This window comes from Myxococcus sp. AS-1-15 (assembly GCF_020037055.1).
In the GTDB taxonomy this organism is placed as follows: Bacteria; Myxococcota; Myxococcia; order Myxococcales; family Myxococcaceae; genus Myxococcus; species Myxococcus fulvus.
Genome location: NZ_JAIQDF010000004.1, coordinates 383,837 through 408,260 on the forward strand (window position 1 = coordinate 383,837; position 24,424 = coordinate 408,260).

At 70.6% G+C, this 24,424-nt stretch carries 22 protein-coding genes; 9 read left to right on the forward strand and 13 right to left on the reverse strand.

Translation table 11 applies throughout. The features are described 5' to 3' along the window. Positions 1-62: 62 nt before the first annotated feature. Positions 63-665: a hypothetical protein gene (locus K8625_RS14705; RefSeq protein ID WP_223746674.1), complete on the reverse strand. Its 603-nt coding sequence runs from the start codon at positions 663-665 to the stop codon at positions 63-65. A gap of 459 nt (positions 666-1,124) precedes the next feature. Here K8625_RS14705 and rpsD point away from each other — a divergent pair, with 459 nt between their 5' ends. Then, a complete protein-coding gene (rpsD, locus tag K8625_RS14710) occupies positions 1,125-1,757 on the forward strand; it encodes a 30S ribosomal protein S4 (RefSeq protein ID WP_223746673.1) in 633 nt (210 codons plus the stop codon). 58 nt (positions 1,758-1,815) lie between these two features. Here the strand turns inward: rpsD and K8625_RS14715 are convergent, their stop codons facing one another. Together K8625_RS14715 and K8625_RS14720 are read right to left on the reverse strand one after the other, a co-directional pair. Continuing rightward, positions 1,816-2,445, reverse strand: coding sequence for an HAD hydrolase-like protein (locus K8625_RS14715; RefSeq protein ID WP_223783065.1), 630 nt, complete (start codon positions 2,443-2,445; stop codon positions 1,816-1,818). Positions 2,446-2,509: 64 nt separating this feature from the next. Further along, positions 2,510-3,430: a LysR family transcriptional regulator gene (locus K8625_RS14720; RefSeq protein WP_223783066.1), complete on the reverse strand. Its 921-nt coding sequence runs from the start codon at positions 3,428-3,430 to the stop codon at positions 2,510-2,512. Between the two features lie 81 nt (positions 3,431-3,511). On the opposite strand from K8625_RS14720, the gene K8625_RS14725 reads away from it, so the two are divergent. Together K8625_RS14725 and dinB are read left to right on the forward strand one after the other, a co-directional pair. After that, complete coding sequence (locus K8625_RS14725) at positions 3,512-4,495, forward strand: aldo/keto reductase (protein WP_223746670.1); 984 nt, start codon at positions 3,512-3,514, stop codon at positions 4,493-4,495. Between the two features lie 58 nt (positions 4,496-4,553). After that, positions 4,554-5,762, forward strand: coding sequence for a DNA polymerase IV (gene dinB, locus K8625_RS14730; protein WP_223783067.1), 1,209 nt, complete (start codon positions 4,554-4,556; stop codon positions 5,760-5,762). Between the two features lie 9 nt (positions 5,763-5,771). Here dinB and K8625_RS14735 read toward each other — a convergent pair whose 3' ends face one another. The 8 genes from K8625_RS14735 to K8625_RS14770 all read right to left on the reverse strand — a co-directional run bounded on the left by K8625_RS14735 (position 5,772) and on the right by K8625_RS14770 (position 16,088). Continuing rightward, the gene (locus tag K8625_RS14735; RefSeq protein WP_223783068.1) at positions 5,772-6,704 is read right to left on the reverse strand and encodes a DMT family transporter; all 933 of its coding nucleotides are present in this window, start codon (positions 6,702-6,704) and stop codon (positions 5,772-5,774) included. Beyond that, a complete protein-coding gene (gene pcnB / locus K8625_RS14740; protein ID WP_223746667.1) occupies positions 6,701-8,413 on the reverse strand; it encodes a polynucleotide adenylyltransferase PcnB in 1,713 nt (570 codons plus the stop codon). The genes K8625_RS14735 and pcnB overlap by 4 nt, the downstream gene beginning before the upstream one ends. A 512-nt stretch (positions 8,414-8,925) precedes the next feature. Then, positions 8,926-9,975 carry a phosphatase domain-containing protein gene (locus tag K8625_RS14745; RefSeq protein ID WP_046712794.1) on the reverse strand — a complete coding sequence of 350 codons (1,050 nt, stop codon included), beginning with the start codon at positions 9,973-9,975 and terminating at the stop codon, positions 8,926-8,928. Further along, complete coding sequence (gene plsX / locus K8625_RS14750) at positions 9,972-11,018, reverse strand: phosphate acyltransferase PlsX (RefSeq protein ID WP_194869621.1); 1,047 nt, start codon at positions 11,016-11,018, stop codon at positions 9,972-9,974. The genes K8625_RS14745 and plsX overlap by 4 nt, the downstream gene beginning before the upstream one ends. Before the next feature lies 1 nt (position 11,019). Continuing rightward, complete coding sequence (locus tag K8625_RS14755; protein ID WP_223746666.1) at positions 11,020-12,300, reverse strand: MFS transporter; 1,281 nt, start codon at positions 12,298-12,300, stop codon at positions 11,020-11,022. A 115-nt stretch (positions 12,301-12,415) separates the two neighbouring features. Beyond that, complete coding sequence (gltC, locus tag K8625_RS14760) at positions 12,416-14,488, reverse strand: adventurous gliding motility protein GltC (protein WP_370640327.1); 2,073 nt, start codon at positions 14,486-14,488, stop codon at positions 12,416-12,418. Next, positions 14,485-15,267: an outer membrane beta-barrel domain-containing protein gene (locus tag K8625_RS14765; RefSeq protein ID WP_223746665.1), complete on the reverse strand. Its 783-nt coding sequence runs from the start codon at positions 15,265-15,267 to the stop codon at positions 14,485-14,487. Before K8625_RS14765 ends, gltC begins: the two co-directional genes overlap by 4 nt. Beyond that, a complete protein-coding gene (locus K8625_RS14770) occupies positions 15,264-16,088 on the reverse strand; it encodes an outer membrane beta-barrel domain-containing protein (protein ID WP_141333108.1) in 825 nt (274 codons plus the stop codon). The genes K8625_RS14765 and K8625_RS14770 overlap by 4 nt, the downstream gene beginning before the upstream one ends. A 264-nt stretch (positions 16,089-16,352) precedes the next feature. Here K8625_RS14770 and cglC point away from each other — a divergent pair, with 264 nt between their 5' ends. Together cglC and K8625_RS14780 are read left to right on the forward strand one after the other, a co-directional pair. Beyond that, a complete protein-coding gene (cglC, locus tag K8625_RS14775; protein ID WP_141332137.1) occupies positions 16,353-16,886 on the forward strand; it encodes an adventurous gliding motility lipoprotein CglC in 534 nt (177 codons plus the stop codon). An 86-nt stretch (positions 16,887-16,972) separates the two neighbouring features. Beyond that, a complete protein-coding gene (locus tag K8625_RS14780) occupies positions 16,973-18,388 on the forward strand; it encodes a VWA domain-containing protein (protein WP_223746664.1) in 1,416 nt (471 codons plus the stop codon). Positions 18,389-18,480: 92 nt separating this feature from the next. Here K8625_RS14780 and K8625_RS14785 read toward each other — a convergent pair whose 3' ends face one another. Then, entirely contained in the window at positions 18,481-19,587 is a 1,107-nt protein-coding gene (locus K8625_RS14785; protein ID WP_223783069.1) for a hypothetical protein, read from the reverse strand. A 318-nt stretch (positions 19,588-19,905) separates the two neighbouring features. Between K8625_RS14785 and purE the strand changes: the two genes are divergently transcribed. The 3 genes from purE to ybaK are packed head-to-tail and all read left to right on the forward strand — an operon-like array spanning position 19,906 to position 22,023. After that, on the forward strand, positions 19,906-20,403 hold the full coding sequence (purE, locus tag K8625_RS14790; protein ID WP_046712787.1) for a 5-(carboxyamino)imidazole ribonucleotide mutase: 498 nt from the start codon (positions 19,906-19,908) through the stop codon (positions 20,401-20,403). Next, positions 20,400-21,542, forward strand: a complete 1,143-nt coding sequence (gene purK, locus K8625_RS14795) for a 5-(carboxyamino)imidazole ribonucleotide synthase (protein WP_223783070.1) — start codon at positions 20,400-20,402, stop codon at positions 21,540-21,542. Before purE ends, purK begins: the two co-directional genes overlap by 4 nt. 4 nt (positions 21,543-21,546) lie before the next feature. After that, positions 21,547-22,023 carry a Cys-tRNA(Pro) deacylase gene (gene ybaK, locus K8625_RS14800; protein ID WP_223746661.1) on the forward strand — a complete coding sequence of 159 codons (477 nt, stop codon included), beginning with the start codon at positions 21,547-21,549 and terminating at the stop codon, positions 22,021-22,023. A 13-nt stretch (positions 22,024-22,036) separates the two neighbouring features. Here ybaK and K8625_RS14805 read toward each other — a convergent pair whose 3' ends face one another. After that, a complete protein-coding gene (locus tag K8625_RS14805; RefSeq protein WP_174816724.1) occupies positions 22,037-23,065 on the reverse strand; it encodes a zinc-binding dehydrogenase in 1,029 nt (342 codons plus the stop codon). A 73-nt stretch (positions 23,066-23,138) separates the two neighbouring features. Between K8625_RS14805 and K8625_RS14810 the strand changes: the two genes are divergently transcribed. Beyond that, complete coding sequence (locus tag K8625_RS14810) at positions 23,139-24,344, forward strand: hypothetical protein (protein ID WP_223746660.1); 1,206 nt, start codon at positions 23,139-23,141, stop codon at positions 24,342-24,344. Positions 24,345-24,424: the final 80 nt, after the last annotated feature.

The window sequence follows — 24,424 nt, forward strand, 5'->3', positions numbered from 1 at the left end:
CTGAGTGCGCCCTGCCCATGCGGGCCCACGGAGCCAGACACCCCGCGGGCCCACCTCCTGCGTCAGTAGGCGTAGTAGACGGGCGGCGTCGTGCTGGTGAAGTAGTTGTAGTACGTGGCCACGTAGTTGCTGCCGCTGCCCGTCTCCCCCGGGAGCGGGCCCGTCTTCGTCCCGTAGACCACCAGCGTGGCGCCGGCGTCCGTCTTGTCCAGGTTGCAGACATTGACGTTGCCCGCGCCGAAGTTCACCACGATGGTGTCGTCGCGCACCTTCCCGAGCGTCGCCACGTCGATGTGATTGACGCGGCACTGCGTGTTGGCACTGCCGCTCGGGGAGCCCTTCGTCGAGTAGGCCGTCGCCAGCCCCACGCCCGTGCCCAGCACGGCGATGTGCGGCGTGTTGTAGGAGCGACCCAGCTCCACGCTGCCCGCCGCGTAGGGACACGTGCCGGACGCGGCGCGCGTCAGGGTGATGGCGTAGCGCGGAGGCAGCTCCCCGGGAATCACCGCCGAGGAGATGGTGAAGCTACAGCCCCCGAAGGAGCTGGTCGTCAGCGCGTCCTCACGCGCGCCCAACGACTCCTCGGGCGAGGACTGCTCGGGACCACCACAGGCGGACAGGGACACGACGGCGCAAGCCCAGACAAGCTTCTTGAAGACAGTCATTTCTTGAGTCTCTCCGGGAAAGGGAGGACCGCGACTCTATGCCCTTCCCGCAACCCCTCACAACACAGGCCGCTGCAACCCGTTCCGACACACCCGCGTCAAGAATGACCAACCCCACGCAAATCGCAAGACACGGTGTCTCGACGGACCACCCGTCCGCTGTCCTCGAAAACCTCTACAAAGGCAGACACGTCTCGCGGCAGCCCGCATCAAGACCGGGTCAACCGCAACCACGGCGCCACCCGCCAACCTCGGCGAATCCGCCGGCACCACCGCCCAACCCGCCACGCCCCACGCCGCACGCCCTCCCCTCCACATCCTCCGCGAAGCGCCCCACACACGGAGTCCACGCCCCCCCTTGACCCACGGACCGGTTTCACGGTACTGATCTTGATATTGATACTGATTATCAAAATCAACTGAGCCTGACAGCATCGGGCCGGACGTGGAGGACACGACGTGGCGCGTGACTTGGGACCAAGGGGCAAGATGTGCCGGCGACTGGGGATTCCCCTGTCGCGAATCACCGCGAAGGATCCGGACAAGGACCCGGTGCTGCGCAGGCCCTACCCGCCCGGCCAGCACGGCGCCACGGCGCGCATGGGCAACAGCGACTTCGCGCGCCGCCTGCGTGAGAAGCAGAAGCTGAAGCTCTACTACGGCCTCCTGGAGAAGCAGTGCCGGCGCGCGTTCATGGAGGCGCGCCGCTCGCCCGGCAACACGGGCACGGTGCTGCTGCAGCTGCTCGAGAGCCGGCTGGACTCGCTCATCCTGCGCGCGGGGCTGGCCACCAGCATCCGCCAGGCGCGCCAGTTCGTGCGCCACGGCTACTTCCAGGTCAACGGCGCCGCGACGGACATCCCCAGCTTCCGCGTCAAGCCGGGCAGCGAGGTGAAGTACCACGCCGCGCACCTGAAGCTGGCCATCGTCCGGGAGTCGTTCGAGCGCATGAAGGGCCGCAACGTGCCGCCCTACGTGCAGGTGCTCGGCGATGGCGAGGGCGTGCGCTACGTGCGCCTGCCCGAGCGCGAGGAGATCCCCGTCGACGTGAACGAGCCGTTCATCGTCGAGTTCTACGCGCAGCGCAGCTAACCGGCGCAATCCCCGAGCGGAGGGCGGGCCCCGCGGGCCGCCCCACCGCCCGTGTGTTTCAGCCCAGGAGCGCGGCGCGCAGCTCGTCCAGGGTGCGGAACAGCCGGTCCGGCGAGTGCCGGGCCAGCGCCTCCGGCAGCGTGTAGCCCCACGCCACCGCCGCCGCGGGGATGCCCGCCTCCCGGGCCGCGTCGAGGTCGCGAATCTCGTCGCCCACGGAGAGGACCTCCCCGGGGCTGACCTTCACGCGCTTCACCATGCGGCGGAACTTGGCGGCCTTCCCGAAGAGGGCGGCGCCACAGTCGAAGTGCGCCACGGCCCGGGTGCACTCCCCCAGCACCGCGCGCACGGAGGCCTCGCTGTCGGAGCTGATGATGGCCACCGTGACGCCCGCGGCCTGCAGGTCCGCGAGCAGCTCCGGCACCCCGGGGAACAGCGGCGTCGACGAAGCGGCCGCCAGCTTCTCCTTGCGCATGTGGTTGACGATGGAGGGCAGCCGCCACAGGGGCACCTTCGCCTTCGCCAGGATGTCGTGGCCGGACAGCCCCCGGAGCGCCTCCAGCTCCTCGGGCGACAGGCGCTTGAACCCGAAGCGGTCGGCCACGTCGTTCAAGATGGAGCGGAACCACGGCAGCGAGTCCGCCAGGGTGCCGTCGAAGTCGAAGATGACCAGTCGAAAGGGCGTCATGCGGGGCGCTCCGTCGGTGGGCGGGGGTCCACCGGGGAGCGACGCGAAGTCATAGCAGAACCGCTCAGGTCGAGGGCCCCTGGCTCCGGGCAATCCGGACCACGTGTTCGCGGATGAAGCGCAGGGCCTCGTCGTCCTCGGACGTGACGCGCCAGAACAGCTCCAGGGGCGAGCCCTCCACCGAGAAGGGAAGCTTCACCGTCCGCAGCGCCGGGCGCAACGCCACCACCTGGCGCGCCACCCTCCCCGGCACCGTGGCCAGCAGCGCGCTCCCCTCCACCAGCTCCCCCACCCCGTGGAACGAGGGAATCGACACGCGCACCTTGCGCTGGAGTCCCAGCGCGTCCTCCACCACGCCGCGCAAGTCGCCGTTGTACGAGACGATGACGTGCTCGTGCTCCAGGTAGCGCTCCAGCGTGAAGCGCTTGCCGGGCCGAGCGTGGCGTGGGTCGTAGAGACAGACGAAGCCCTCGTGGAAGAGCTTCAGCCTGCGGATGTTCGGCGGCAGCTCGTCCGCCACCGTCATCGCCACGTCCACCGCGGACGTGCTCAACAGCGCCCCCACGTTCCGGAACTGCGCGGGCAGCACCACCAGCCGCATCCTCGGCGCCTCGCGCGCGAGGACCGCCAGCAGCCGGGGGAGCAGCCACGCCTCGCTCGCGTCGGAGAGCCCCAGGCGCACGGTGCGCTCGCTCGTGCCGGGGTCGAACGCCGCCGGGGATAAGGCCGCCTCCACCAGTGCCTCCAGGTGGGGCCTCGCCGTGGCGAGCAGCTTCCGGCCCCGCGCGCTCAACGCCAGTCCCCGTCCACTGCGCACGAACAAGGGAGCTCCCACGGCCTCCGTCAGCCGCCGGAGCGCCGCGCTCACCGCCGGCTGGGTGAGGTACAGCCGAGCGGCCGCCGCCGTGACACTGCCCGCCTCCGCCACCACGACGAAGACTCGGAGAAGGTTGAGGTCGAGCGACTTCTCATAGAGCGCGTTCATGTGAGGAATCCATCCTATTGATTGGATTGAATCATGGCGATGCCTCACCTTTGCCGTGTCGCAACGAACCAGGAGGCGCACATGGACACGAAGCACACGGTGAAGCTGGGGAGCACGGGACCGGAGGTCTTCCGGCTCGGACTGGGCTGCATGGGCATGTCCGGGATGTACGGAGCGGCGGATGAAGCGGAGAGCCTCCGCACCATCCACGCGGCCCTGGAGCGCGGCGTGACGCTGCTCGACACCGGGGACTTCTACGGCATGGGCCACAACGAGCTGCTCGTGGGCCGCGCCATCGCCGGACGCCGCGAGAAGGTGCAGCTCTCCGTCAAGTTCGGCGCGATGCGTGGACCGGACGGCAGCTGGGGCGGCATGGACCTGCGCCCCGTGGCCGTGAAGAACTTCGCCGCCTACTCACTCAAGCGCCTGGGCGTGGACGTCATCGACATCTACCGGCCCGCCCGCCTGGACCCGAACGTCCCCATCGAGGAGACCGTCGGCGCCATCGCCGAGCTGGTGAAGGCCGGCTACGTGCGGCACATCGCCCTGTCGGAGGTCGGCGCGGAGACGGTGCGGCGCGCCCAGCGCGTGCATCCCATCGTCGACGTGCAGCTCGAGTACTCGCTCGCCAGCCGAGGCCCGGAGGCGAACCTCTTCCCCGCGCTCAGGGAGCTGGGCGTGGGCGCCACGCTCTACGGCGTCCTCTCGCGCGGCCTGCTCACCGGCAGCAAGCCCACCGGCGCGGGAGACTTCCGCGCGCACCTGCCCCGCTTCAGCGGCGAGCACCGCGCGACGAACGAGGCCTCGGTGCAGGCGCTGCATCGCTTCGCCCAGGAGCGGGACCTGTCGCCCGCACAGCTCGCCATCGCCTGGGTCCTCGCGCGTCAGCCCGGCTTCGTCCCCATCATCGGCGCCCGGCGCGTCGCCCAGGTCGAGGACGCGCTCGCCGCCCTGGCACGTCCGCTGTCCCGTGAGGACGTCTCCGCCCTCGAGTCTCTGGTGGCTTTCACCGGCGAGCGGTATGGGGCCGAGCAGATGCACATGCTCGACAGCGAGCGCCCCTGACCTGGAGCGTCCTACGAGTCCGGAAACGTCAGACAGAGCCGGTAGAGTGGCTCCTGCAATGAGAGCCATCATCCACGTGGACATGGACGCTTTCTATGCGTCCGTGGAGCAGCGGGACAACCCGGCCCTGAAGGGCAAACCGCTCATCGTGGGCGGGCATGCGCAGCGGGGCGTCGTCGTCGCCGCGTCCTACGAAGTCAGGCCCTTCGGCGTGCGCAGCGCCATGCCCATGGCCCGCGCGGTGAAGGCCGCGCCGCACGCCATCGTGGTGAAGCCTCGCTTCCCCGCGTACGCGGAGGCCAGCGAGCAGGTCTTCGCCATCTTCGAGCGCTACACGCCGCTCATCGAGCCCTTGTCGCTGGACGAGGCCTTCCTGGACGTCACCGCCTCGGTGGGCCTGTTCGGCGCGCCCTCGGACATCGCGCGGCGCATCCGCAAGGACATCGCGGACGAGCTCCAGCTGCCCTCCTCCGCGGGCATCGCCACGGTGAAGTTCGTGGCGAAGATCGCCTCCGACCTGGCCAAGCCCAACGGCCAGCGGGAGGTGCGCGCCGAGGAGACGGTGGCCTTCCTCGCGGGGCTGCCGGTGTCGCGGCTGTGGGGCGTGGGGCCCAAGACGGAGGAGGCGCTCCAGCGCGCGGGGCTGAAGACCATCGGCGACGTGTCCACGAAGGACGTGGCCTGGCTGGAGCAGCGGCTGGGCACCAGCGGCCGGCACCTGTGGGAGCTGGCCCAGGGCATCGACGCGCGCGACGTCGTGCCGGACCGCGCCGCCAAGAGCGTGGGCGCCGAGGACACCTTCGAGGAGGACCTCGTCGGCGTGGAGGCCTTGAAGCCACACATCCACGCGCAGGCCCTGCGGGTGGCGCGGCGGCTGAGGCGCGCGGGCGTGCAGGGGCGCGTGGTGCAGCTCAAGCTGAAGCTGTCCGACTTCACCCTGCTCACCCGCCGCACCACGCTGCGCGAGGTGACGGATGATGGGCAGACGCTCTACCGCGCGGCGCTGGAGCTGCTGGAGCGCGCGCACGAGGGCAAGCCCATCCGCCTCACCGGGGTGAGCGTGCAGCTCGACGAGGCCCCACCGCAGCTGGGCCTCTTCCCGGCCGCGCCGCCGCGCACCGCCAAGCTCAACGCGGCGATGGACCGCATCGCGGAGCGCTTCGGCAGCAAGGCCATCACCATGGCGGACATCGCGGGCAGCGACGCCCCGAGCGACGACGCGCACCGCTCCGAGCGCCCCGTGGACAAGACGCCCCCGAAGCGCTGAGGCCTCGCCTCAGTCCGCCGCGGGCACCATGTCCGGAGGAGGCGGCTGCCGCGCGGCCTCGTCCCGCGACATCACCAGCACGCCCACCAGCGCGAGCCCTCCGCCCACGAGCTGCACCCAGTCCGGCGTCTCGCCGAGCAGCGGCACCGCCCACAGCGTGGACAGCACGGGCTCCCCCAGCGACGCCACCGCCACGAAGGGCGCGGACAGGTGGCGCACGGAGGCGTTGAGCAGCGAGTGGCCGATGAGCTGCGGCACCAGCGCCAGCCCCAGCAACACCCACCACGTGCGCGACGAGAAGCCCGTCAGCGGCGAGTCGACGAAGCCGTGCGCCAGCATCAGCGCCGCCGCCGCCACCGCGTAGACGACGCCCACGTACGTGCCCAGCGACATGGACTCGCGCACGCGGCGGCCCACGACGAAGTACACCGCCGCCAGGATGGCCCCGGCCACGGCGAGCAAATCCCCCCACAGCGCCGTGCCGCCGGCCGCGAAGTCCCGCGCGCCGATGAGCACGCTGCCCGACAGGCACAGCACCAGCGCCGCCACGCCCCGCGAGCCCACGCGCTCCGACAGCGCGAGCCACGCGAACAGCGTCACCCACACCGGCTGCGTGGTGACGAGCGCCACGGAGCTGGCCACGGTGGTGTACTGGAGCGACGCAATCCACGTCGCGAAGTGCAGCGCCAGCGCGAGCCCCGACACCAGGAGCCAGCCCCAAGTGCGCACGGAGAAGGACGCCAGCTCCGGGCGCCCTCGCACCAACGCCAGCGCCAGGAGCGGCGCCGCGGCGAAGGTGAGGCGCCACGCGGAGATGGCCAGCGACGGGGCCTCGGCGAAGCGGATGAGCGGCGCGGCCCAGGACACGGCCACGACGCCCAGCACCAACCCGCCGTAGACGCGCGCACGGGACACGTCCGCGCGCGGCGCCTGGATGCTCACGCCTCGCCGGCGCCCGAGCCGGAAGAACCCGCCGAGGCGGCCCCTTCACCGGAGGAACGACGGCGACGACGACGGCGGCGGCGCTTGCGCTGACCACCAGGCTCCGAGCCACCCTCGCCCTCCGAGGACTCGGCGCGCGGCGGCGGCACCTCGCCAGCCTTCCACGCCTCCAGTTGCTCACGGCCCTCGCCAGTGGCCTCCACCGACATCTCGAACACGGTGAGCGCCTCACCGAACAGCGGGTGCCGACGGAAGGCCGCGCTCTTGCGACGGCGCTCCCCCGACAGCGTGCGCTGGGCGAGCAGCAGCATGCGGCAGCGCTCGGCGATGCGGCGCGGCAGCCGGGCCGACTGCACGAAGCCCGCGAGCAGTTCCTCCACCACCTGCGACACCGACGGGCGGCCCCCATCCTGCGGCTCGGCCGGAGGCCCGGAGTGGCTGATGGGCACCAGCAGCGCGGCCAGGAGGATGGCGTCGTCGAGCGGCTCGCCCGCGGCCACCCGGCGGTCCAGCGCCTGGGCGAAGGCGTAGAAGGTCTTCTCGCCCTCCTTGCCGTGCTGCTTGAGGTACGCGTTGACGGGCGGCAACAGCAGCTTCAGCGCGTCGAGCGCGTCCAGCAGCTTGAGCGCGGGCGCGGACACCCCGCCGCGGATGAGGCGGAAGGTCTCCTCCAACAGGCGCGCGGGCGCGCAGCGCGGCAGGTCCTCCACCGCGCCCTCCATCGCCGCGTACGTGCGCGACTCGATGTCCAGGTCCAGCTTCGCCGCGAAGCGCACGGCGCGGAGGATTCGCACCGGGTCCTCGCGCATGCGCACCTCGGGGTCGCCGATGGTGCGGATGAAGCGCTCGTCCAAATCACGCCGGCCGCGGACGTAGTCGATGACCCGCCCCTCGCTCACGTCGTAGAACAGGCCGTTGATGGTGAAGTCGCGGCGGCGCGCGTCCTGCTGCGCGGTGCCGAAGACGTTGTCGTGGGTGATGAGCAGGTCATCCCCGCCGTTGTCGCCCTCGTCCTCCGGCGCGGCCGGCGAGGCGGCCTCCAGCTCCGTGGGGTTCGCGCGGAAGGTGGAGACCTCGATGATCTTCCCACCCTTGAAGTAGACGTGCGCCAGCCGGAAGCGCCGGCCGATGAGCCGGCAGTTGCGGAAGATGGCGCGCACCTCGTTCGGGTGCGCGCTGGTGGCCACGTCGAAGTCCTTGGGCTTGCGGCCCAGGAGCAGATCGCGCACGCAGCCGCCCACCAGGTACGCCTGGTGCCCGTGCTGATGCAGCCGCAGCACCACCTTGAGCGCGTCCGGGTCCAGCTCGTCCGGGTCGATCTCCGCCGGCTCGCCGGTGGAGCGCACGTGGGGCGCGTGCAGCTCGCGCTCGTAGGGGGTCGGCTCGGGCTCGGGCTCGAGCACGGTGGGCACCTGCTCCACCTCTTCGTCGGCGGCGGCCTCGGCCGCGTCCTGCGCCTCGGCGGCGGCGAGCACCTCCTCGACGGCGCCCAGGCCCGTGTCGTCGAGCGCGTCCGCCTCGTCGTCGTCATCCTCGTCGTCGTCCGCCTCGTCCTCCGACGGGGGCTCCGGCGCGCGGGCGGTGGGGGCCGACTGGGCCAGCAGGGGGGATGGGGACTCGACCTCGGAAGGGGCTGAAGCAGTGGCCTCGTTCTCGGGGGCGGTCGCCTGTTCCGAGGGGGCCGCCGTCAGCTCCAGATTGGAAGACATGTAGGAAACCTCTTGGTCGCCGCGCCTGGAGCCCACTGCCGCCTCGAAGGAGGCAACCTCGCGCGCGTCAAAATCGGGCGCAGGTGACAGTGGACCGCCGGCAGGCGGCGTCTCAGTCAAAACTCGCGTCATCGCCTTGGACACCCCGCATGGGGCGCTTCAGGGGCAGCCGTCTATAGCGCATCCGCCCCGGGAGGGAGTAGCGCCCTTTCAGCGAGCCCACCGGGCAGGTGGAGCGACAGTGCCCCACCCTCCGCTCGTCCGGCGAGAAGGGGCTCATCCGCGCATTCGAAGCAGCGTCGAAGGACATCCGGTTCCAGTTCGCTCCAGGCCGTCAATAGGGTCCGCCACGAGTATCGACCTGGGAGCCGGACACCGGCCCCCGGCCCGAGGCCCGCCCACGGACTCTGCCTGGGTATCAACACTGGTACGGACCGAAACGTTCTGGAAACGTCCCAAGCACCGGGCGCCCGGCCCCCTGGACAGAGGGCGGGCGGGCGACCCGGGCGGCCCTACCCACCAGGTGAGGGCCGGGTGCGCCCCTTGTGGTTGCGGGGCAGCGCGTGGTGGATGAGGGACACGTAGTCCACCGCCTGCACCGGCGGCGGGGGCGGCGGGGTCCCCAGGGCGGCCAGCCGCTTGCTGAAGGCGGACAGGATGTCCGGCATCGGACGCATGGCGGCCAGGAGCTTGTTGGGCCCCTCCAGCGCCTGGGACAGCGCCACCGCCGCCTGCTGCAGCGGCAGGCCCCGGCGCAAGAGGTCCTGGAAGGAGTTGGAGAGGGTGATGATGTTGTGCCCGGCCGTCTGCACCATCTCCACGGCGATTTTCAGCACCTGGGGCGCGGACAGGTGGCCGTCCGCCAGCAGCACCAGGGCCGCCTGGAAGTAGTTGAAGATGGGCACCACGCGTGGCCCGTAGGGCGTGAAGTGCGCGGGCGGCGTCAGCTTGTCCAGGTGGATGAAGATGCGCCGCACCGGGTCCGCCACCGGAATCTGCTTCCACGCCGCGCGCACCCGCTCCGCGTCGTCCGGGTACACCCCGCCCGCCTCCAGCACCTGGGACAGCACCCGCTCGTCCACGCGCCCCGCGATGAGGTCCGCGAAGAGCGAGTAGATGAACGCGTCCGCCTCCGCGTCGTCCCCGAAGAGGACCTCCTCCGCCTCCGCGGGCGCCTTCACGCGGCTCTCGAGGATGGCCGGCAGCTTGTAGCCCACCTGCCCGCGCAGGGCCCGGAAGCGGCCGCGCAGGAGGTTGCCCACGTTGTCCTTGAGGACGAACTCGTCCCAGCGCACGCCGTCCAGCTTGAGCTTCTCCTCCAGCACCGCGCGCATCTGCTTGGGGCTGCCGGAGACGATGCACAGCCGCGAGTCGCCGCTCTCCGACAGCTCGCGGATGAGCGCGCTCGCCCCCGGGACGGCGACCTTCTCGTGCGCCTTCTGGAACGCGGTGCGCAGCAGGTCGCGGAGCGAGTCGAAGTCGGTCTGGAGGTACGTCTTGTCCAGGTCCCAGCGGTAGATGCGCCGCGGAGGCCGCGGATCGATACGGTCCGGCAGACTCACTTCTGGAGGCCTTCCCGGATGGCGTTGCCCAGGTTGTTGGCCACCACCTTGGCGGCCACCTTGCCCGCGTTGGCGATGGCGTGCGCCTTGGAGCGCCCGTGCGCCTTGATGAAGATGCGGTCGAACCCGAGGATGGGCGCGCCCCCGTACTGGTTCCAGTCGGTGATGTCCTTGATGCGCTGGATGCCGCTGGACAGCATGGCCAGGCCCGCGCGCCAGCGCAGGCTCTCCTTGTAGGCGTACTGGGCCAGCTCCACCACGGTCTCGTGCACGCCCTCCAGCATCTTCAGGCACACGTTGCCCACGAAGCCGTCCGTGACGATGACGTCCGCGGTGCCCTTCGGGATGTCGATGCCCTCCACGTTGCCGATGAAGTGGATGTCCTTCATCTCCGACAGCCGCGCGTGCGCCTCCACCACCCGGGGCGGGCCCTTCTGGGGCTCCACGCCGTTGGACAGGAGCGCCACCTTGGGCCGCTCGTTGCGGGAGATGATGCGCGCGTAGTTCGAGCCCATGACGGCGAACGTCACCAGGTCATCCGCGGTGGCCTCCACCGTCGCGCCCACGTCGAGGATGAGGGAGAACGGGTCCTCCTTCGCGCCGCGCACCGAGCGCGTGGGGTACACCGTGGCGAGCGCCGCGCGGCGCACCCCGGGGATGAGCTGGAAGTGACGCGCGCACGCGAGCACGCCCGCGCCCGTGTTGCCCGCGGACACCAGCGCCTGCGCCTCGCCCTCGGCGACGAGCCGGGCCGCCACCGCCACCGAGGCGTTGGGCTTGCGCGCCAGCGCCTCGCCGGGCTTCTCGTCCATGCCCACGAAGTCCGAGGCGTGCTGGACGGAGATGCGCTCGCCGTTGTGCTTCGTCTCCGCGAGCGCGTTGTCGATGAGGGTGCGGTCCCCCACCAGCAACGCATGGATGTGCGGTGAGTCCAGGGAGAGCTGCGCGGCGCCGCGCACCACCTCCGCGGGCCCATGGTCCGTCCCCATCACGTCGAAGGCAATCGTCACGGGCTGCGGCTGCTTGACCACCATGGCCTCCATCTTACGACCTTTGTTGGGCCCTCGCGCCTGCCATTCTTGCCTGCCCCACCAACGAGGCGGCCACCAGGGCCCCCACGACGAGCATTCCCGCCGCCGTGCCGTACGGCGCCCCGGGCCCCAAACGGGTGAAGAGCCACCCGCCCAGCGCCGGGCCCACGATTCTCCCCAGCGAGCCCGCCGCCTGGAAGCCCCCCAGGGCCGCGCCCAGCCGGTCCGCCGGCGCGTGGAGCGACACCAGCGCGGACAGGCACGGGTTCGTCAGGGCCGAGCCCACCGCCAACAGCCCCATCACGGGGAACAGCCACCCGTACGTGGGCGCCACCGGCAACAGCGCCAGTCCCATCGCCGTCACCGCGAAGCCCGCCAGGGCCACCCGCGCCTCCCGCCCGGAGCCGCCCCCCTCCTTGCCCACCAGCCGGCGCACCACCCCACCCTGCACCAGCGCGCTCAGGATCCCCACCACGGCGAAGAGCCAGCCGGCGCGAAGGCTCGCCTCCCTCAGCACCGCCGCGTCCGTGCGCACCGCGTGCAGGAACAGCCCTCCCTCCTCCAGCGCCACCGGCCCCGAGGAGAGGAAGCGCGTCAGCAGGTAGACGGAGAAGGTGCCCTCCATCTGGGCGAAGGCCGTGGTGAACAGCAGCATCAGCACCAGGCACTTCGCGACGACGGGCAGCCGCAGCGCCTGGGAGACGCCCTTGAGCGTGCGCGCGTGGCCCTCCGGCCCGCCCGGCGCGCGCGACTCCGGCAGGAACAGGTACGTGCAGACCAGGTTCACGGCCACCAGCCCCGCGGCGAACAGGCCGATGGCCAGGTTGCCGCCCCACGCGCCCAGAAAGCCCCCGAGCGCGGGCCCCAGCACGAAGCCCAGCCCGAAGGCCGCGCCGATGACGCCCATCCCGCGCGCCCGCTCCTCCGGCCTGGTGATGTCCGCCACCACCGCCTGCGCCGTGGCGATGTTGCCGCCGGAGATGCCGTCGATGACGCGCGCCAGGAACAACAGCGGCAGCGAGTGCGCCACGGCGAACAGCAGGTAGCCCAGGAGCGAGCCCACCTGGCTGGCCAGGAGCACGGGCCTGCGGCCGTACCTGTCCGACAGCCGCCCGAGCACCGGCGCCGCGATGAGCTGCATCAACGAGAAGACGGAGATGAGCAGCCCCACCGTGAACGGCGACGCCCCGAACTTCACTCCGTACACGCCCAGCTGCGGAATCAGGATGCCGAACCCGATGAGGTCCAGCGACACGATTCCGAAGACGACGCGCAGTGACGCCGTCCGGCTCACCCGTAGCTCCCTTTGCCTGAAATGAAAAACCGCCGGAGCGCGGAAGATAGCGCTCCGGCGGTCGAAAAGGCGCTCCGTGCGAGCCCCCCGCGACGATTCGACGCGGGGCCTCCCGCTACTGGGCCTCCGCCGACTGGACGTTGCGGTTCGCCGAGTCGCGGTCGATGCAGCCCTTGGTCAGCGTGTACTGGTACGTGCCCAGCTCGTCGCGCCAGTACTCACCCTCGTACGGCCAGTAGAGCTGGTCGTCCGCCACCGCCACGGAGAAGCGGTACTTCTTGACGATGGCCGTGCGGCCGCCCGCCTTGAGCTGCTCCTCCAGGAACTCCTTCTCCTTCGTGGTGGTCTCGAACTTGATGCGCAGGCCGTTGGCGAGCAGCTGCTTGAGCGCCACGAGCTCCGTCTCCAGCTTGCCCTTGGCCATGATGCCGGCCTTGGAGATGAGGCTCAGGCGCTGCACCTTCAGCTCCTCCAGCAGCTGCTTGGACAGCTCGGAGTACTTGAAGGTGTCGCCGCGGCTGGCGAAGGCGTCCATCTCCCCCTCCAGCTCGAGGATGGAGTCGTTCGTCTTGCGCAGGTCCTGGTCCGTGAGGGCCAGGCGGAGGATGCGCTCCAGGATGAGGTCGGTGTCGTTCTTCTCCAGCCCCTCCTTGTTCTTCTTCTGCACGTCCGCCAGCACCGAGTAGTAGGCCGAGGCCTCCATGTCCTTCTTCACCAGGCCCTCGAGCTGGTCATGCACCGGCAGGTACGTGCGCTCGAAGTCCTGGAGGATGATGTTCGACTCGCGGTAGCGGCAGTTCTCGTAATAGATGACCGCCTTGAGGATGAGCGCCTCCGGGAAGTACTCCTCGCGGAAGAAGGGCGACGACAACGTAATCAGGTTGCCCAGCGCCTGCTCGTACTGGCCCACGCGGTAGTTGGCCCAGCTCGACTCGAAGAGCGACTCCAGCCACTGCGTGTTCCCGCGCTCCACCTTGCCCAGGTAGAACAGCGCGTAGCGGTTCTGCTGCATGCCGTAGTGCGTCCGGGCCAGCTGCATGAACGCCAGCTCGCGCAGGGACTTGTCCGCCTTGGCCTGGTCCGCGGACTTGCCGGCCACCGGGCGGGTGAGGCGCACCACCTCCTTCATCGCCTCCACCGACGCGAGCATCTCGCCGTTGCCGCGCTTGGACGCCGCGTCCTTCTGACGGCTGCCGTTGCGGAAACTGGCGATGCCGTCCAGGTAGCGCGCGCGGGGATAGAACGCGTCCGTCTTCGGGATGAGCAGCGTCAGCCGCTTCACCTCGGCGAAGCTCTTGTCCGCGTCCGCCGTCTGGCCCACCTGGTCCAGCGCGCGGCCGCGCACGAAGTGGTAGCGCGCCAGCAGGTACCGGAACTCGTTGCGGTACTTCTCCGGGAACTCCTGGTTCGCGTGCCGGGCAATCTCATCGAGGATGACCGTCTCGTTCTTCGTCTTGCGGCTGATGAAGAACAGCCACTCCAGGCTCGTCTTGAAGAACTTGGTCGAGGGCCCCAGCGAGAGGATCTTCGAGAACTCGCCGAGCGACGAGTGGTACATGCCCATGCGGTAGAGCGACTTGGCCAGCACGTAGCGCGCCTCGGTGTGCAGCCCCGCCAGCTTCGGGTCCGCCAGCAGCTCGTGGGCCGCCATGGAGGCCTTCTCGTACTCGTCGTTCTTGAAGAGGCTGACCGCCACGTCCAGGCGCTGACGGTCCGCCGTCTTGCCCGACACGTCCACCGCGTCGAACGACATGGTGGGCGCCGGAGCCTTGGGAGCCTCCTGCTGCGTCAGGTCCAGCCCGAAGCCACCGGCGCTGTCCTGCGCCGGAGGGGCCGCGGGGGTGGGCGCCGGAGGCGGCGTCGCGGGCGTGGAGGTCGTCGCGGCGGGCGTCGCCGCCGCCGGAGCCGTGACGGCCGAGGGAGCGGCCTCCACCGGCGCGGGGATCGGCTCGTCCTCGGGAGCCTCCACCAACGCGGGAGCGGTCTTGCCGCGCCCGTTCTTCTTCTTGCCCTTGGCGGACTTGGAGCCCTTGGCGGACTTGGAGGAGGTCGCGCCCTTCTTCTTCTTCTTGGACTTGGACTGACCGCCCAGGTCCAGACCCTCGAAGCTCTGGGCGTAGGATGGAGCCGTCCACGCGAGCGCGAGCCCGAGGACGGCGAGACGGATGAGCCTGAAGGAACGCATCATGACTCGGGGTTGGACGAGGGGAAGAAGAAGGACACACCCAGCTCGAACATCAGCTGGTTGCGCAGGTAGCTGTCGGAGGTGCGGCTCTTCTCCACGTAGATGAGGTCGCGCACCTCGGTGCGCAGCGACACCCAGCGGTTGAAGAAGAAGCGCAGGCCCACGCCCACGTTGCCGCCGGGCGTCAGGTAGTCCTTCGCCAAGAGGCCCGTGGTGTCATCCAGGTCCGGGCCCCGGTACTGGACGACGGACGCGCCGACGACGCCGTAGAGGTCGAAGTGGACGAACTTCTCGGCGAGCAGCGACAGCTTGCCGTAGATGGGCGCCCACTGGAGGTCCACGCCCCCCATGAGCTTGAGCTGCCCGGGCGCCTGACCGTCCAGGTCCTTCATCGTCGGAGACGAGCAGCCCCGCGTGGAGCCGTCCGTGCCGTCGGAAAAGGTGCAGATCTGCGCCGCGCCCGCCACCGACGTCAACGCGTAGCCCAGCCGCAGGCTGACGCCGAGCGTCTCCATGGGGTGGTAGGTGAGCGTGCCGCCGAAGATGTACTTGGTGAAGAAGGCGTCGCGCAGCGACACCGTCGCGGACGGGCTGAACTCGAAGCGCCCCTTCTTCAGGAACACGTGACCGGACACCGGACGCACCCGCTCACGCAGGGGCCCCAGGCGGTCCTTGTCCACTTCCGACACGTCGCCGGCCTCCTCCTCCTCGGAGGCCTGCGCGTGCGCGAGCACCGGCGCCGTCAGACACAGCGCGAGCAGCCAACGGAAGACGGGCTTCATTCCGCGTCCCTCCCCGTCGAACGGAAGGGCAGGAACAGCGAGATGCCGGCGTTGAGGGTCATGACGTTCTGCACGGCGCCCTTGGCGCTACCCAGGGGCTGATCCACGTAGGAGGTGTTGATGAGCGCCACGTTCACCGCGATCCAGTCCTGGGCGACGAAGCGCATGCCCAGGCCCAGGTCCGCGGCCGGGTTGAGCCCGCGGCCCGGCAGGGACGAGGTCTCCGTGTTCACCACGCCCGCGCCCGCCAGCAGGTAGCCGTCGAAGTGGAGGATGGAGTTGAGGAACGCCACCTTGCCGTACAGCGGGCTCCACTCCACGTCGCCCATGGCGGACCACTGGGGCACCGAGTTGTAGATCTTGCTGTTGAAGGTGCGCTTGGCGGTGCGCACGTCGTCGGACGGCACCACCTGCATCACCGAGCCGCGCGCGGAGATGGCCAGCGTGTCCGCCAGGTAGTACGCGCCTCGCACCGACGCGCCCACCTTCGAATAGAACGGATCGTTGACGGAGATGCTGATGAGCGGCGTCAGCTCGAACCGGCCCTTCTTCCGGTACACCTTGCGCTGGACGCTCTTCACCCGGTCCTCCTGGGTGATGTCCGTCAGCGGCATCAAGGCCTCGGGAGGCGGGGCCTCCTCCTCGACGGGGCGCGTGGCCGTGCTCGCGGGCGCGGCCTCCTCCGCCGGCGGTGGCGTGGTGGACTCTTCCGACTTGGGCTGGGTCTCTTCCGTGAGGTCGAGTCCCATGCCCTCCTGGCTCTGCGCGGATGCCAGACCAGGCACCAGGCACAGCGCGAGCAGCAACGTGTGGCGATTCAAACCGGGGGCTCCGTGGGGGAGGGGGGGAAAGACTCCACCGGGGGGTTCAGCGCGACTCTTTCTGCTTCGCCATCCTATCGGTCGTATTCCCGAGCGGCAACCGCCCTTGTGATGCCTGTCTGCCCTGTATCTCTCCGGTATTCCTGCACAATTCCAGGGCGGACAGTGCGACTCGAGGGTCGTTGGCACGGGGAGGTGCTGTGCTACCCTGGGGAGCGCTGAGCGTGGCCCCTCCACGCCCCTCCCCCCTTTTGAAGAGGTCTCATGAAGATGTCCGTCCGAGCCGCGTTCCTCGCGACCACCGTGTTCGTGCTGGCGGGATGCAAGGTCAGCAGCGAAATCGGCAAGCCCTGCACCCTGGTGCGCAAGGCGGCCACGCCGCAGGAGGAGGCCGAGTATCCGACGGGTGCGGTGCCGGTCCTGGAGAGCGAGGTGGCGGATCGCCAGGACTTCATCTCCTTCGGCTCCGTGGAGTGCGAGGACCTCATCTGCGTGCGGGATCAGGAGTACCCGCGAGCCCGCACGGAGGAAGGTGAAGTGAACCTGACGGCGCCGGCGCGCGGCTACTGCAGCAAGCCCTGCATCGACGGGGCGAGCGCCAGCGCGTGTGAGGTGAAGGACACCACGGACGTGGAGCCCAACCTCCCCAAGCGCATGACGTGCCGCTCGCTGCTGCTGGACCAGGAGACGCTGGAGGCGCTTCGCTCCGCGGACGAGGACTTCTATCGGAACACCTTCGGCGAGAACAACTCGCCCTTCTTCTGCGCCGGGCGCCTGGGCACCTCGCAGGGTGGGTGACACTTTCCGGCGCGGGGGATAGACCTTTTCCCCGCGCTGGTTCGTAAAGGCAGGGCCCGCGTCCTCACGCCCAGGAGCCCTGCCACATGAATCGAACGGTCCTCTTCCTCTCCCTGGCCGGAGTCCTGGCCCTCACCGCGCTGGTGTTGGGCCTCCCCCAGGTGGGCGCTCCGAAGACGCAGCCCGTGGTGGTGGTGGAGCCGCCGCCCAGGCCCCCTCCCCTGACGGGCGCGCCCGGCTCGCTGACGATGACCAGCCGCCTGTCGCACCCGTACGTCCCCGCGGGCAGCTCGGAGCTGTTCGCCACGGTGGACCTGATGGGCGCGGAGGTGCCGGGGGCGAAGCGCAGCCCGGTGAACCTGGCGCTGGTCATCGACCGGTCGGGCTCCATGAGCGGCTACAAGCTGGCGCAGGCGAAGCAGGCCGCGCGGCACCTCATCGGGCTGATGCGGGAGGAGGACCGGCTGGCCATCGTCCACTACGGCTCGGACGTGAAGAGCCTGCCGGCGGCGCTCGCCACGCCCGCGCAGCGCGAGCGGATGCTCCAGTACGTGGACGGCATCTGGGATGACGGCGGCACCAACATCGCCGCGGGCCTGTCCGCGGGCCGCTTCCAGTTGTCCACCGCGCAGTCCTCGTTCCGCGTCAACCGCCTCATCCTGATGAGCGACGGGCAGCCCACGGAGGGAATCACCGACGACGAGGGCCTCGAGCGCCAGGTGCAGGAGCTGCGCGCGTCCGGAATCACGGTGAGCGCCATCGGCGTGGGCACCGACTTCAACGAGGACCTGATGCAGGCCTTCGCCGAGTACGGCGCGGGCGCGTACGGCTTCCTCGAGGACGCAAGCCAGCTGGCCGCCCTCTTCCAGAAGGATTTGCAGCAGGCCTCCACGACGGTGGCGCGCGGCGTGACGCTCACCTTCACGCTGCCGTCCGGCACGTCGCTGGGCGAGGTGATGGGCTACAACGCGCGGCAGTCCGGCAACCAGGTGACGGTGTCGCTGCCGGACTTCTCCGCCGGCCAGCTGGAGCGTGTCGTCGTCAGGCTGGTGACGACGGGCCAGGCCGTGGGCAGCACCGTGCGCGTGACGGACGTGTCCCTGAGCTACTCGGACCTCATCCGCCAGGCCCCGGTGGAGGACAACGCCGCGCTGTCCGCGGTGGTGACGGACCGGCAGGAGGAGGTCCTCGCGCGCCAGGACAAGGACGCCACGGTGTACGCGGTGCGGGCACGCAGCGCGGCGAACCTCCAGAAGGCCGCCGAGGCCCTGCGTGACGGCCGCCGCGAGGAGGCCAAGGGCTACATCCAGCAGAACCAGGTGATGCTGCAGGAGGCCGGCGCGGTGGCCAGCCCCGCCGCGGTGGCCGCGGACCTGGCCGAGCAGCAGGCGACGCTGGACGAGTACAGCAGCGCCGGCAGCGAGGAGGAGCTGCGCTCGGCGGTGAAGAAGTCCAAGGTGAAGGCCCTGAAGGGCTTCGGCAAGGTGGGCTCCACGTACTGAAGGGCCCACGCATCGCCACCCGGGCAAGCACCCCACCCCGTCCCGCCGCGCGCACGTGGCGAGGCGGGGTGTGTCGCTTCAGGGCGATGGACTCAGTAGCAGAGGTACGAGTCCATCCAGTGGGCGTGCGGGTCCGCGCTCTCGTCGAAGGGCACGGAGATCTTGTTGGCGCAGCGGCCCATCGGCGACCAGACGAAGTTCAGGGCGGAGGTCGGCGGCAGGCAGAGGTAGTTGTCGTTCCACCCCGTCGCCACGCCCTCCCCGTTCATCCAGATGCGCGTGCAGCGCATGCCCGAGATGGGCCCGCCCAGGCTCCAGCGAATCCCGACGTCGCGCTGGGCGCACAGGTAGTTGTCGAGCCACGTGCCCGCCACGTCGGACGTCTCCGTGAGCGCCGTGCAGACCTTCCCCGGCATCTGCCCCGCGGAGGAGAACTCCAGGTTCACCGGCACCTCGTGGTAGCAGAGGTAGTTGTCGTCCCAGGTATAGGGGTCGTCCGCCTCCAGCAGCTGGGTGCACAGGCGCCCCGGCAGCGGGCCCGCCGACGAATAGGAGAACATCGCTTCCGCCTCCGGGGGCACGCACAGGTAGTTGTCGTGCCACGCGTTGTACGCCGGCTCCGCGGACTCGTGGATCTGGGTGCAGCGCATGCCGGGCAGCTCGCCGTTGATGCTCCAGCGCAGGCCGATGTCCTTGTTCGTGCACAGGTGGTTGTCCGTCCATCCTCCCGCGGCGTCGGCCGGCTCGTTCATCGACGTGCAGCTCATCCCCGCGATGGGGCCCGACGCGCTGAACGCCATCACCAGCGGCGCCTCCAGGCAGAGGTAGTTGTCGCTCCACCCGTAGGGGTCCTCGGGCTCGTGGAAGCGGATGCACTCCTTGCCCGGCAGCGGCCCCGTGCTCGACCAGGTCATGGTGAGCGGCGAGTCGTGGGGGACGCACAGGCGCTTGTCGAACCAAAGAGCGGGGTCCCCTCGCTCGGTCATCTCGATGCAACGCAGGTCCGGCCAGGGGAACGTCGTGTCCCCGTCGTACCAGAAGAACCCGAGGTCCGTCGGAGAGCACAGGTAGTTGTCGTCCCAGCCGTGCGGGTCGAAGGTCGCGGCGATGCGCAGGCAGTGCATCCCGGCGATGGGGCCACTCGCGCTGAAGACCACGCCGTGGAAGCTCGTGAACCCGGAGGTCAGGGGCGAGCCCACCGAGCGCTCTGCGGGCGCCGACGGCTCGGGTTCTCCACGCCCCGCCTGACACCCCGGGCCCAACCAGACACAGAGAAGTCCGAGAGCGAACGCTCGATGAACCAGCACGCGATGCAAGGCTCTTTTCATCAGAATAATCTGACATGCCTGTATTACAGGTGGCCAGTCGGAGACTTGGGACGGAACGAAGCGAGCGAGCGCACCCACCGTGCGCACGGGCGTGGCCGGGTCAGTTCCAGGTTGACCGTCGGAATCGCCCGGCCCTATCTCCGCGTTCCTCCAGCCTTCGGCCGGAGAGCGCATGGAGGCGTGGACCGAATGGCGAGCGGCAACACCCCCTGGGTCGGGGTCATCATGGGCGGCAAGAGCGACCTGGAGTACCTGCAGCCGGGCATCGACGTGTTGAAGGAGCTGGGCATCCCCCACGAGGTGCGGGTGGTCTCCGCGCACCGCACGCCGGACTGGATGATGGAGTACGCGTCCACGGCCGAGTCACGCGGGCTGTCGCTCATCATCGCCGCCGCGGGGGGCGCGGCGCACCTGCCGGGCATGGTGTCCGCGAAGACGCTCCTGCCGGTCATCGGCGTGCCCATGCCCACCACGCTGCTCAACGGCATCGACGCGCTGCTCTCCATCGTGCAGATGCCCAAGGGCGTGCCGGTGGGGACGCAGGCCATCGGCAAGCCGGGCGCCGCCAACGCCGCGCTGCACGCCGCGTCCATCCTGGCGCTGAAGTACCCGGAGCTGCGCGAGCGGCTGGCCGCGTGGCGCAAGGCGCGCACCGACGAGGTGCTCGCGCACCGGGAGCTGTCATGAGCCCGCGCGTGGTGCTCCCTGGTGGGACGATTGGCATCCTCGGCGGAGGGCAGCTGGGGCGGATGATGGCGCTGGCCGCGCGCACGCTCGGCTTCCAGGTGCAGGCGTTGGACCCGGACCCGACGTGCCCCTCGCGCTCCGTGGTGGACCGCTGCCTCACCGCGTCCTTCGGGGACATCGCCGCCGCGGAGGAGCTGGCGAAGGGCTGCGACACGGTGACGCTCGAAATCGAGAAGGTGCCGCTCGCCACGCTGGAGGCGGTGGCGCGCCATGCGCCCATGCGGCCGGGCGCGTCCGTGCTGAACATCATCCAGCACCGCGGCCGGCAGAAGGGCTGGCTCGCCAGGGGCGGCTTCCCCGTGGGGCCGTGGCGCGAGGCGCACTCCGCCGAAGAGCTGGCGCAGGCCATCCAGGCGCTGGGCGGGCGGTGCTTCGTGAAGTCCAGCGAGGGCGGCTACGACGGGCGCGGGCAGGTGGAGGTGAAGACCGCGGGTGAGGCCGCCTCCGCGTGGCGTGAGCTGGGTGAGCGCTCCGTCGTCGTCGAGGCCGCGTTGGAATTGGAGTCGGAGCTGTCCGTGCTGGTGGCGCGCAGCCCCAAGGGCGAGCTCGCGGTGTACCCGCCGGCCTTCAACCACCACGAGGAGCGCATCCTCGCGTGGTCGCTGCTGCCGGGCCCCCTGCCGGAGAAGGTCTCCGCGAAGGCCACGGAGCTGGCGCGCGCCATCACCGACGCGCTGCAGGTGGAGGGCCTGTTGGTGCTGGAGCTGTTCCTGCTGCGCGACGGCACGGTGCTCGTCAACGAGCTGGCGCCCCGTCCGCACAACAGCTTCCACTCCACGGAGGTCGCCTGCCTCACCTCGCAGTTCGAGCAGGCGGTGCGCGCGGCGTGCAACCTGCCCCTGGGCTCGGTGGAGGTGGTGCGCCCGGCGGCCATCGTCAACCTGCTGGGCGACCTGTGGCTGCGCGAGGGCGGGCCGCGCTTCGAGGACGCGCTGGCGCTGCCCGGCGTGCGGCTGCACCTGTATGGAAAGCGCGAGGCGCGCAAGGGACGCAAGATGGGACACCTGTCCGCGGTGGGCACCACGCCCGAGGATGCCCTCGCGCGGGTGAAGGCCGCGGCCGCCGTTCTCGGGGTGTGACGCGATGAAGACGAACGCCGCCCGGCTGCTCGACTCGCTGGGCGTGAAGTACTCGCTGCGCGACTACGAGGTCGACCCGGAGGACCTCTCCGCGGAGACCGTGGCCGCCAAGGTGGGCATGCCCGCCGAGCAGGTCTTCAAGACGCTCGTCGCGAGAGGAGACCGCACCGGCGTGTTGATGGCGGTGGTGCCCGGCAACGCGGAGCTGGACCTGAAGGCGCTGGCCCGGCTGAGCGGGGACCGCAAGGTGGACACGGTGCCGCTCAAGGAGCTGCAGCCGCTCACCGGCTACGTGCGCGGCGGCTGTACGGCCATCGGCGGCAAGAAGGACTACCCGGTCTTCGTCGACGAGACGCTGGAGCTGTTCGACGAGGTGGCCGTCTCCGCGGGCGTGCGAGGCACGCAGCTCGTGCTGGCCCCGGCCGACTACCTGCGCGTGACGAAGGGCAAGGTCGGCCCCATCTCGCGCGACAAGGCCTGAGCGCGGGCCTTCGTCAGGTCAGCGAGCCCTGCGCGGGCATGAAGAGCACCTTGCCGGACGTCATGTCCGCGGAGGCGATCTTCACCGCCTCGCCCGCGGACTCGAGCGGCAGCCGCGCGCGCACGGGCGTCTCCAGCTCGCGGCCCACCAGCGCGGGCACGCCCATCAGCGCCTTGAGCTGCTCGCGGCCGAAGCCCCGGCGCGCCCACTCCGACAGCGCGAAGCCGTCCACCGTCTTGCGTCCGAAGATGACGTCGCCCGGGTCGAACCGGCACTCCTGCTCCGACAGCGCGCCGTACACCGTGACGTGCCCGCCCTCGGGCAACGCGCTCAGCAGTTGCCCCGTCAGTCGCCCCGCCACCGCGTCGAAGGCGAGCGTCACCTTGAGCTCGTGACACATGAGCCGCAGTCGCTCCTGGAACTCGGGCTCGTCGCTGCTCAGCACGTGCTCGACGCCCAGGCCGCGAAGGAGCTCCACCTGCTCCTTTCGCCGCACCACGTGCACCATGGCCACGTTCCGACGACGGGCCAGCGAGCCCAGCATCCGCCCCACGCTGCTCGCCGCGCCCGTCTGCGCGAGCGCCACGTGGCCGCCCTCCTTCGCGCGCTCCATCAGCACCCACGCGGTGAAGGGGTTGACGAAGAGGCTGGCGCCCTGCTCCACGGAGATGTGGGCGCGCAGCGGGATGCACTGCTGCAACGGAACCACGGCGTACTCGGCCCACAGGCCATCCCCGCCCACCGGGGCCACGCACGCCACGCGGCGCCCCACCAGCAGCTGCCCCGCGAGGCTCCCCGCGGACACCACGGTGCCGCTGCCCTCGAAGCCCGGCACCACGGGCAGCGCGTTGCGCACGCCGTACTGGCCCCGCACGAACTGGAGGTCCGCGGGGTTGATGGGCGAGGCGGCCATGCGCACCAGCACCTGCCCCGCGGTGGGACGCGGCACGGCGCGGGTCTGGACCTGGAGGGACTCGGGGCGCCCGTCATAGGCGTGGAGGACCAGCGCGCGCATCGCCACGGGGACCGGGGGGGTTCTCATTGCGGCAGACCTTTTAATTCGGCCATGCGTGAAAGGGGGAGCCCCTTGCCCTGCCCCCACGCTCGGAGTGTCGATGAACGCCACCATTTTGCAGTTGCACCACCGCGAAGCCTTCGAGCGGACCGTGACGAGGGCGCTGGCCGCGGGCGCGGGCGCGGGGCTGGTGCAGCTCGTCACGGCGAGGCTGGGGGTGCCGTTGCCGTTGGCGTGGCTGGTGCCGGCGGCCGTGGTGCTGGCGTGCGCGCAGGGCGACAAGTGGGACCGCGTGCTGTTGGGAGGACTGGGCGTGTTGCTGACGTCGGTGCCGTATGCGCTGGGGATGGCGCCCGCGTGGACGGTGGCCTGCAGCGCGGCGGCGGCAGGCTCGCTGCTGGTGCGTGCGCGGCTGAGCGAGAAGGGCGTGGAGGGACAGGTGGCGGAGGCGCGCCCCACCCTCGTGCACCTGGGCCTGGGGGCGCTGTTGGGCGCGGGGCTCACGCTCGCGGGCTCGGAGATTGCCCGGGTGTTCTCCGCGCGGCTGGCGGACCTGGCCACGCCCGCGCTGCTCGCGGCGGGGGCGACGGGAGCCATCCTGGGGCTCTTCGTGGGACTGAGCTCGGTGGCCGCGCACCTGGCGCTCACGGCGGACCCGGTGGAGGCGCGCGCGGAGGAGCTGATTCCTCGGCTCGCGGGGGACTTCCGGACGCAGTGCGAGCGGGCGCTCGCGCTGTATCGCCAGTGCGGGCAGTCGCTCGCGTTGTTGCCGCGAGAGCCCGCGCGCGAGGAGCTGGCCCGCACGCTGGCGCGCATCACCCGCGACGCGGTGGAGCTGGCCTCCGAGTGGGCGGGCGTGGAGTCCCAGCTCGAGGAGCGCGCGCAGGCGGAGCTGCGGGCCGAGCGTGAGGAGCTGGAGCGCGCCGCGCGCGCCACCACGGACGCGGTGGCCCGCAGGCAGCTGGAGGCGGCCGCCGCGTCGCTCGCGGAGGAGGTGGAGCGGCTGGGGGAGCTGAAGGTGCGGCGTGAGCGAATCCTCGCGAGGCTGCGCTCCGAAGTGGCGTTGCTGGAGCGCGCGCGCGTGGCGCTGTTGTCGCTGCGCAGCGGACAGGCGCAGCTCAAGGCCGCGGAGCTGTCATCTCTCGCGCGACGCTTTCGCGCGCTGTCCTCCGTGCAGTGGGAAGAGGGGCAGGGACTGGACGCCGTGGCCTCGCAGGCCACCCTCGCGCATGTCCCGGAACCCGTCCAACCTGTCGGGGAGGAGGCTCCTTCGGAGGCCCGAACCGCTCGGATTCGTACGTCCTGAGCGTGGAATTCCCGGATATCGAACACGGGTAGAGGGGGGAACGGGCGCTGTCTCGCACGCTGAGTGGTGGTTGTGGTGGT